Raw genomic sequence first — 8,918 nt, 5'->3', positions numbered from 1 at the left:
TCCGGTAGCGGCGTAAAAATCGCGGAAGGGATGAAAAAAACAGCGCCTGACGGCGCTGTGTCTGGCATGCCTGCAATCCGGGAAACCGGACCAGGAAAAAACTTGCAGGCCATAACAGTATCTACGCTCCGGGAACCACCTCACGCAGTTAGAGAGCGTCAGCAGGTAACCCGCGCCATCCGCCAGACCGACCAGCACACCGGCGCTTAACCACAGCATCATCAGGTTGTTGGAATGCGCGGTCAGGAAGAAGCCTAATCCCAGCAAAATGCCGGAAGCCATGGTGACGCGTTTAACGCCAAAACGTTCCTGCAATTTGCCCGCAACAGAAGACGAAATTGCCAGCCCCAGACTTAACAAGCCGAAAGAGAAAGCGACCTGGCTTACCGGCGCATCCAGCTTGGCAGAAAGCGCGCCATTAAACAGGCTCCAGGTATAAACCGACCCCAGAGCAAACTGGGTAATGATAGTACCGATGAGTGTCAGCCAGCGGGTACGCTGATAATTTGAAGGTGTCATGGCAGTATTCCTGCAGTAATAAAAAGGAAAAATCTCTGCCGACAACCATAACGAAGTGCATTTTATGCCTGGGGAAAAACGGCATGAAATGCCATCAGAACGGAATGAAATGCCTTAGTTCAGGAATGAATGACGCGACAATTATTCACCAAATTTATTATTTAGTAAGTTAGCACCCACTATCGCCACAACTGTTGTTATCCAATGGTTTCAATTGTGATTTTTACGTTAAAATCTGGCACTAACCCCCATCGTATACAGATAGTCGCTATTGTTAGTGGTATTTTCTGCCTGAGATAGCGCGGCATAGGCGGCAATATTTTGATTGAGCAACATATCAGCGCCTACGGTGACATCCAGCCAGTTGCCGTTCTGGTTTGTCGCCGTCATCCGGCTCAGGCCTGATTGCGCCTTCCAGATATTCTCGCCAAATTGCTGGTTATAGCTGATTTGCGCCCAGGGTCGGAGATCGCCAAGCCGGGAGTCAACACGCCAGCCTAAGCTACTCACGCTGGCATGCCATAACGGATCGGTCAGCGTGGTAGTACTGTCGCCAAACTCGTTATACATCGAGGTGGTTGTGCCATCGTAATGTAATGCCGCGACCGGGCCGGTTGTAACCTGTTCATATAAAGGAAAATTCCAGCCCATACTCATACTGCTGGTCACATCCACAGGAGTTTCTTCCGCCAGATTGACTTCCAGTCCCAGCGCCCTTTGGCTACTTTGAATACGTTGCGACAAAATATCGTTGTAATCAGGTTGATGATCACTATCCCAGGTGTAACGCTCTGTGGAATGTCCGGGTTGCGTATCAACGATATATTCTTGTTGCCAGGCGTAAGCTGTGTTGAGAAAAAAGGCACTGATTACCACGCTCGCCAGCAGGCTTAGCTGCCAGCGACCACCGCTTTTTTTTATGATCATTAACACGACTCCAGGGAAGAGCCGAATTCGGCAATATTATTGTCATTGTATGAAGGATATCGGGCATAGTAGCCCTGTATTAAATATTGACTTTTTCACCGATGCGTCAAGAAAAGCGGCTGAAATTTTTACGATCGGGTACATAGCGAGGGAAAGTATGGAACGTTGCGGCTGGGTGAGTCAGGACCCGCTTTATATTGCCTACCATGATAATGAGTGGGGCGTGCCTGAAACTGACAGTAAAAAACTGTTCGAAATGATCTGCCTTGAAGGGCAGCAGGCTGGGTTATCGTGGATCACCGTCCTCAAAAAACGCGAAAACTATCGCGCCTGCTTTCATCAGTTCGATCCGGTGAAGGTCGCAGCAATGCAGGAAGAGGATGTCGAAAGACTGGTACAGGACGCCGGGATTATCCGCCATCGAGGGAAAATTCAGGCAATTATTGGTAATGCGCGGGCGTACCTGCAAATGGAACAGAACGGCGAACCGTTTGCCGACTTTGTCTGGTCGTTTGTAAATCATCAGCCACAGGTGACACAAGCCACAACGTTGAGCGAAATTCCCACATCTACGTCCGCCTCCGACGCCCTATCTAATGCACTGAAAAAACGTGGTTTTAAGTTTGTCGGCACCACAATCTGTTACTCCTTTATGCAGGCATGTGGGCTGGTGAATGATCATGTGGTTGGCTGCTGTTGCTATCCGGGAAATAAACCATGATTCGGGAAGCGCAACGTTCAGAACTCCCCGCGATCCTCGAACTGTGGCTGGAAAGTACAACCTGGGGGCATCCCTTTATAAAAGCGAATTACTGGCGTGACTGCATTCCGCTGGTGCGGGATGCCTATCTTGCCAACGCGCAAAACTGGGTCTGGGAAGAGGACGGTAAGCTTCTCGGTTTTGTCAGCATTATGGAAGGCCGATTTCTGGCAGCAATGTTTGTCGCACCGAAGGCCGTCAGACGCGGTATTGGTAAGGCGCTGATGCAGTATGTGCAGCAGCGCTATCCCCATCTGATGCTGGAGGTTTATCAAAAAAATCAACCGGCGATAGATTTTTACCGTGCGCAGGGTTTTCACATTGTCGATTGCGCATGGCAGGATGAAACCCAACTACCCACCTGGATTATGAGCTGGCCGGTGGTTCAAACGCTGTAAGTGTCAGTTCCGGACCGTTGTATTTTTCCAGCCATGCCAGCGCCGTATTACCCGCACAGCCATTCCCCAGCCGCGAGCTGGGGAGATCTTTGGTCAGCACGTTGACTGCGCCGTTTTTACAAATACCGTCAGCGGTTAAATCCAGATCCGGCCATGCCCCTTCGTGAATACAAATCACGCCAGGTTTAATTCCCTCGCTAATGACCGCTCCGGCAAGAATTTGCCCGCGTGCGTTCCACAGCCGAACAGTATCGCCATCTTGAATGCCGCGCGCCTGAGCATCGTCAGGATGAATGGTGACAGGCTCACGGTTTGCTACCGCGTACAATTCGCGCAGAGAACTGTAATTCAGCTGGCTGTGCAGGCGGTGCGCCGGATGGGCAGAAAGTACCTGCAACTGTTCTGGTTCGGCATTGCCCTGCCATTCGTCCGGCTCCAGCCACATTGGATGCCCAGGGCAATCCGGGTAACCGTAATCGGCAATACGCTGTGAGAAGATTTCAATCTTGCCGCTGGCGGTTTTTAACGGATGCGCCAGCGGATCGCGGCAAAAATCAGCGAAGCGAATAAACCGCTCGCTGTCCGGGTTTTCCGGCATCTCAATTAACTGGTTGGCTTGCCAGAACTCAGCAAATGGCGGCAATTCAACCTGCTGGCTTGCCCCGCGCTGCCGGGCAACGTTATAAAACGTTTCCAGCCATTGCAGCTCACTTTTTCCTTCCGTAAAACGTGCATAACCGCCCTTCTCCCAGCGTTCACTTAACTCGGCAAAAACATCAAAATCATTACGCGCTTCATAGCGTGGCGGCACCACTTGCTTCATCGGCACCAGATGCTGATTACTGTAATCACCGGTCATGGTGAGATCATTACGCTCAAAAGAGGTACTCGCAGGCAGAACGATATCCGCGTGTTTCGCCGCCGCCGTCCAGAAGCATTCAGAGATCACCACCAGCTCCGGTTTTTGCCAGGCACGGATCAGACGATTGGTATCCTGATGATGAGTAAAGTTGGCACCGCCCGCCCACCAGATAAAACGAATATCCGGGAAATGTCGGTTCATACCGTTGTGTTGATATGCGCCACCAGGGTTTTCCAGTGCTTCAACAATGCGGGCAACAGGGATTTTATCCACCGCATCGCAGCCACCCGGCAAGCTGCCCTGCATGGAAGAGAGCACCGCAGAACGCCGCGTGGGGTTACCACCATTGGCAAAATGGTAAGAAAGACCAAAACCGCCGCCGGGTGTGCCGATTTGCCCCAACATTGCTGCCAGCGTGACGATCATCCAGTGTTTTTGCTCACCAAACTGTTGGCGCTGCATTCCCCAGCCTGCCATCAGCATGGTGGTATTTTGGTGGAAAATAGCCGCCAGCTCGCGGATTTTCGCTGCGCCAACACCACAAATCTCTGCTGCCCATTCGGCGGTTTTTGCTATTCCGTCACTCTCGCCCAGCAAATAAGAGGCGAAGACGGCATAACCTGTGGTGCAACGCGCCAGAAACGCTTCGTCATGCCAACCATTTTCCACCAGCGTATGGGCGATCCCCAGCATCAGCGCAACATCGGTGCCCATGTGCGGTGCCACCCACTCCATTTTATCGCCAAAGAAATCGACGGTTTCCGATCGCATTGGATCAATGCAGATCAGCTTTTTCCCACTGTCACGCAGTGCAGAAAAGTAAGAAAGCCCCTGCTCATCGGATGCATTCCACGCAATTTTCAGCGTATTGAGTGGATTAGCACTCCACAGCACCACGACATCGCTATGTTCCAGCACCAGCGGCCAACTGGTTTGCTGTTGATAAACTTCGCTGCCACCTACGACATACGGCATGATCGCCTGTGCCGCACCAGTCGAATAATCCCCCAGATGCCCGGTATAACCGCCTGCCAGCGCCATATAGCGTTGTAATAATGTCGAGGCCTTATGCAGCACGCCGTTTGAACGCCAGCCGTAGGAACCAGCAAAAATCGATGCCGGACCATAAGCCTCACGAATGCGTTTATGTTGTTGGTGAATAAGATCCAGCGCCTCATCCCAACTCACGCGAACAAATTCATCCTGCCCACGAATGCCTTGCGGGTTTTCCGGTGACGCGAGAAAGCCTTTGCGCACCATTGGAAATCGTACCCGCGTATTGCTGTGAACCTGGTCGCGAACCGCGCTCTGCAAGGAGTTTTCCATTCCTGTGGCTAACGCGCCACGCGAGCTAAACACGGTTTCGCCGTCGGTTTCAACCAGCATGGGCCCCCAGTGGGCGGCAGTCAGAACGGAATATCGTGAGGATGAGTTGGCCAAACCGAAGACTCCTGAAAGGTTAGATGTATTGAGCAGTTAAATATTACTTACAAATTTCCGAGTATTCCCAGGAATAATCTTCATGTTCACGCGGCATAATCTCCCGCCACGGAACCCGTGGCAAAGAATAAAAAGGTTATTAAGGATTAACAATGAAGAAACGTGTTTATCTTATTGCCGCCGTAGTGAGTGGCGCTCTGGCGGTATCTGGCTGCACAACTAACCCTTACACCGGCGAACGCGAAGCAGGTAAATCTGCTATCGGCGCAGGTCTGGGCTCTCTCGTGGGCGCGGGTATTGGTGCGCTCTCTTCTTCGAAGAAAGATCGCGGTAAAGGCGCGCTGATTGGCGCAGCAGCAGGCGCAGCTCTGGGCGGCGGCGTGGGTTATTACATGGATGTGCAGGAAGCGAAGCTGCGTGACAAAATGCGCGGCACTGGTGTTAGCGTAACCCGCAGCGGGGATAACATTATCCTCAATATGCCGAACAATGTGACCTTCGACAGCAGCAGCGCGACCCTGAAACCTGCGGGCGCTAACACCCTGACCGGCGTGGCAATGGTGCTGAAAGAGTATCCGAAAACGGCGGTTAACGTGATTGGTTATACCGACAGCACGGGTGGTCACGACCTGAACATGCGTCTCTCCCAGCAACGTGCGGATTCCGTTGCCAGCGCGTTGATCACCCAGGGCGTGGACGCCAGCCGCATCCGTACTCAGGGCCTTGGCCCGGCTAACCCAATCGCCAGCAACAGCACCGCAGAAGGTAAGGCGCAAAACCGCCGTGTAGAAATTACCTTAAGCCCGCTGTAATCCCTTTCATGCCAGGTGATGCAGAAATCACCTGGCATTCTTCAGTTTTCCTTCATCATATTTCAGGCTAAGGTGATCGCCTTATCAGTGAATGGAGAGAAGCATGAAGCCGTCCGTTATCCTCTACAAAGCCTTACCTGATGATTTACTGCAACGCCTGCAAGAGCATTTCACCGTTCACCAGGTGGCAAACCTCAGCCCACAAACCGTCGAACAAAATGCAGCAATTTTTGCCGAAGCTGAAGGTTTACTGGGTTCAAACGAGAATGTTGATGCCGCATTGCTGGAAAAAATGCCGAAACTGCGTGCCACATCAACGATCTCCGTCGGCTATGACAATTTTGATGTCGATGCGCTTACCGCCCGAAAAATTCTGCTGATGCACACGCCAACCGTATTAACAGAAACCGTCGCCGATACGCTGATGGCGCTGGTGTTGTCTACCGCTCGTCGGGTTGTGGAGGTAGCAGAACGGGTAAAAGCAGGCGAATGGACCGCGAGCATAGGCCCGGACTGGTACGGCACTGACGTTCACCATAAAACACTGGGCATTGTCGGGATGGGACGGATCGGTATGGCGCTGGCACAACGTGCGCACTTTGGCTTCAACATGCCCATCCTCTATAACGCGCGCCGCCACCATAAAGAAGCAGAAGAACGCTTCAACGCCCGCTACTGCGATTTGGATACTCTGTTACAAGAGTCAGATTTCGTTTGCCTGATCCTGCCGTTAACTGATGAGACGCATCATCTGTTTGGCGCAGAACAATTCGCCAAAATGAAATCCTCCGCCATTTTCATTAATGCCGGACGTGGCCCGGTGGTTGATGAAAATGCACTGATTGCTGCATTGCAGAAAGGCGAAATTCACGCCGCCGGGCTGGATGTCTTCGAACAAGAGCCACTGTCCGTAGATTCGCCGTTGCTCTCAATGGCCAACGTCGTCGCAGTACCGCATATTGGATCTGCCACCCATGAGACGCGTTATGGCATGGCCGCCTGTGCCGTGGATAATTTGATTGATGCGTTACAAGGAAAGGTTGAGAAGAACTGTGTGAATCCGCACGTCGCGGACTAAGCCGCGACTGCGTGAAGTAAAGCCCGATAATCGCTCGGGCTTTTACTCTTTATTGGGTTGCAGTAACTGCTGTAGTCCAGGCCTGATTAAACGCCTGATGTTGTGCCGGTAATGGCGCAATCAGTTTGTTATATTCACTTGCCTGCTGTGAAGTCGGGAACTGGATGCCATTTGCGACAAAGCTCACCTGAGTACCTTGCTGAGCAATGTAGTCTCCAACCATCACCAGTTGTTGCGTGAAAGTTTGTGCAGCCGGAATCAACGGTTGCAATGCATCAGCTGGCGTCGTTACCACTTTGGTGAATGCCTGATCAAAGACCGGTTTCAAATCATCGGTCTGTTTTAGCGCAGAGTGCGCAGCATCGGCCTGCAACTTCGCATTTTGCAGTTGTTGCGCCAGCACACCCAGCGAACCGTTCATTTCACGCAGCGGACCGCTTTGCGTAACGTAATCCTGCGGTACGCGAATTGCGTTAACGCTGTCTACGACCGGGCGCAGACCGGAATCCATCGCCTGATTCACCTGCTGAGAATAACCATACAGAATCGCGTAATCAGAGACAAAAGGACCAAACTGTTTTTTCTGATCGGCAGTCAGGGTTGGTAGACGTTCACCGCTACGCATCACTGTATTCTGCAGGAAGTCGATAAACGCTTTACGCTGATCGCCTTCTTTATCAAAACACCCACTCAGGCTAACTACCATTAATAACGCCGCAAGAGGCGCAAACCAGCGAGAGCAGGACTTTCCTGTCGCCATTTTCTTACTCCTTTCACCCAAAAAAAGCGCACAACGACACACGCGTGTCTGACGTGACAAGGATAGTCCAGGACAGGCTTGCAGGATACCCTTTCTACGTAATCTTCCTGGTAAAATCATGGAGAAAATGAAACAAGGTTAATTTGTTGTTTCATTGTTAAAAAATGATAGTGCCGTTGCTTTTTTTGTAGCCAGAGATTTACGCCTTCGCAGAAGGTTAGATTTTCGAAATCTTTACAAACCAGGAGTGGTAAGAGATATATCGGCATTTATCAGATCGTTAGGTGGCTATAAGTCACGCTAAATGACTGGCTGAATCGAATCATAGCCAGAGCATGCCCTGACTTCACCCCGCTGTGTCTGCTTTTCCCGACTATTCTTAATGAGCTTCGATGCAATTCACGATCCCGCAGTGTGATTTGAGGAGTTTTCAATGGAATATAAAGATCCAATGCATGAGCTGTTGAGCAGCCTGGAACAGATTGTTTTTAAAGATGAAACGCAGAAAATTACCCTGACGCACAGAACAACGTCCTGTACCGAAATTGAGCAGTTACGAAAAGGGACAGGGTTAAAAATCGATGATTTCGCCCGGGTTTTGGGCGTATCAGTCGCCATGGTAAAGGAATGGGAATCCAGACGCGTGAAGCCTTCAAGTGCCGAACTAAAATTGATGCGTTTGATTCAAGCCAACCCGGCATTAAGTAAGCAGTTGATGGAATAGACTTTTATCCACTTTATTGCTGTTTACGGTCCTGATGACAGGACCGTTTTCCAACCGATTAATCATAAATATGAAAAATAATTGTTGCATCACCCGCCAATGCGTGGCTTAATGCACATCAACGGTTTGACGTACAGACCATTAAAGCAGTGTAGTAAGGCAAGTCCCTTCAAGAGTTATCGTTGATACCCCTCGTAGTGCACATTCCTTTAACGCTTCAAAATCTGTAAAGCACGCCATATCGCCGAAAGGCACACTTAATTATTAAAGGTAATACACTATGTCCGGTAAAATGACTGGTATCGTAAAATGGTTCAACGCTGACAAAGGCTTCGGCTTCATCACTCCTGACGATGGCTCTAAAGACGTGTTCGTACACTTCTCTGCTATCCAGAACGATGGTTACAAATCTCTGGACGAAGGTCAGAAAGTGTCCTTCACCATCGAAAGCGGCGCTAAAGGCCCGGCAGCTGGTAACGTAACCAGCCTGTAATCTCTGCTTAAAAGCACAGAATCTAAGATCCCTGCCATTTGGCGGGGATTTTTTTATTTGTTTTTCAGGAAATAAATAATCGATCGCGTAATAAAATCTAGTATTATTTTTGTGAAAAATAAATTTGGGTGCAATGAGAATGCGC

The 8,918-nt window shown here is 50.5% G+C and carries 10 protein-coding genes; 6 read left to right on the top strand and 4 right to left on the bottom strand.

Features of this window, described 5'->3' with window-relative positions:
- Positions 1-519, bottom strand: a 519-nt coding sequence (locus tag E0D98_RS18660) for an MFS transporter (RefSeq protein WP_240723742.1), incomplete at its 3' end; no start/stop codon positions are given.
- 228 nt (positions 520-747) lie between these two features.
- The gene (locus E0D98_RS18655) at positions 748-1,446 is read right to left on the bottom strand and encodes an autotransporter outer membrane beta-barrel domain-containing protein (protein ID WP_001355788.1); all 699 of its coding nucleotides are present in this window, start codon (positions 1,444-1,446) and stop codon (positions 748-750) included.
- Between the two features lie 157 nt (positions 1,447-1,603).
- On the opposite strand from E0D98_RS18655, the gene tag reads away from it, so the two are divergent.
- Together tag and E0D98_RS18645 are read left to right on the top strand one after the other, a co-directional pair.
- A complete protein-coding gene (gene tag / locus E0D98_RS18650) occupies positions 1,604-2,167 on the top strand; it encodes a DNA-3-methyladenine glycosylase I (protein WP_000438954.1) in 564 nt (187 codons plus the stop codon).
- A complete protein-coding gene (locus tag E0D98_RS18645) occupies positions 2,164-2,604 on the top strand; it encodes an N-acetyltransferase (protein ID WP_000617478.1) in 441 nt (146 codons plus the stop codon). Before tag ends, E0D98_RS18645 begins: the two co-directional genes overlap by 4 nt.
- Here the strand turns inward: E0D98_RS18645 and bisC are convergent.
- Positions 2,573-4,906 (bottom strand): biotin sulfoxide reductase, encoded by a 2,334-nt coding sequence (gene bisC, locus E0D98_RS18640; protein ID WP_072095314.1) that lies wholly within the window; start codon positions 4,904-4,906, stop codon positions 2,573-2,575. The genes E0D98_RS18645 and bisC overlap by 32 nt on opposite strands.
- Positions 4,907-5,058: 152 nt before the next feature.
- Here bisC and E0D98_RS18635 point away from each other — a divergent pair, with 152 nt between their 5' ends.
- Together E0D98_RS18635 and ghrB are read left to right on the top strand one after the other, a co-directional pair.
- Positions 5,059-5,718 (top strand): OmpA family lipoprotein, encoded by a 660-nt coding sequence (locus tag E0D98_RS18635; protein ID WP_000747625.1) that lies wholly within the window; start codon positions 5,059-5,061, stop codon positions 5,716-5,718.
- A 103-nt stretch (positions 5,719-5,821) separates the two neighbouring features.
- A complete protein-coding gene (gene ghrB, locus E0D98_RS18630; protein ID WP_000805027.1) occupies positions 5,822-6,796 on the top strand; it encodes a glyoxylate/hydroxypyruvate reductase GhrB in 975 nt (324 codons plus the stop codon).
- 49 nt (positions 6,797-6,845) lie between these two features.
- Here the strand turns inward: ghrB and E0D98_RS18625 are convergent, their stop codons facing one another.
- Positions 6,846-7,556, bottom strand: coding sequence for a DUF3053 domain-containing protein (locus E0D98_RS18625; RefSeq protein ID WP_000190517.1), 711 nt, complete (start codon positions 7,554-7,556; stop codon positions 6,846-6,848).
- 433 nt (positions 7,557-7,989) lie between these two features.
- On the opposite strand from E0D98_RS18625, the gene E0D98_RS18620 reads away from it, so the two are divergent.
- Together E0D98_RS18620 and cspA are read left to right on the top strand one after the other, a co-directional pair.
- Positions 7,990-8,280, top strand: coding sequence for an HTH-type transcriptional regulator (locus E0D98_RS18620; protein ID WP_000455798.1), 291 nt, complete (start codon positions 7,990-7,992; stop codon positions 8,278-8,280).
- 280 nt (positions 8,281-8,560) lie between these two features.
- On the top strand, positions 8,561-8,773 hold the full coding sequence (gene cspA / locus E0D98_RS18615; RefSeq protein WP_000014594.1) for an RNA chaperone/antiterminator CspA: 213 nt from the start codon (positions 8,561-8,563) through the stop codon (positions 8,771-8,773).
- Positions 8,774-8,918: the final 145 nt, after the last annotated feature.

This window comes from Escherichia sp. KCJ4928 (assembly GCF_004352695.1).
Taxonomy (GTDB): Bacteria; Pseudomonadota; Gammaproteobacteria; order Enterobacterales; family Enterobacteriaceae; genus ECMA0423.
The sequence above is the reverse complement of the archived record's forward strand: the minus strand, read 5'-3'. Positions and strand labels throughout refer to the sequence as shown.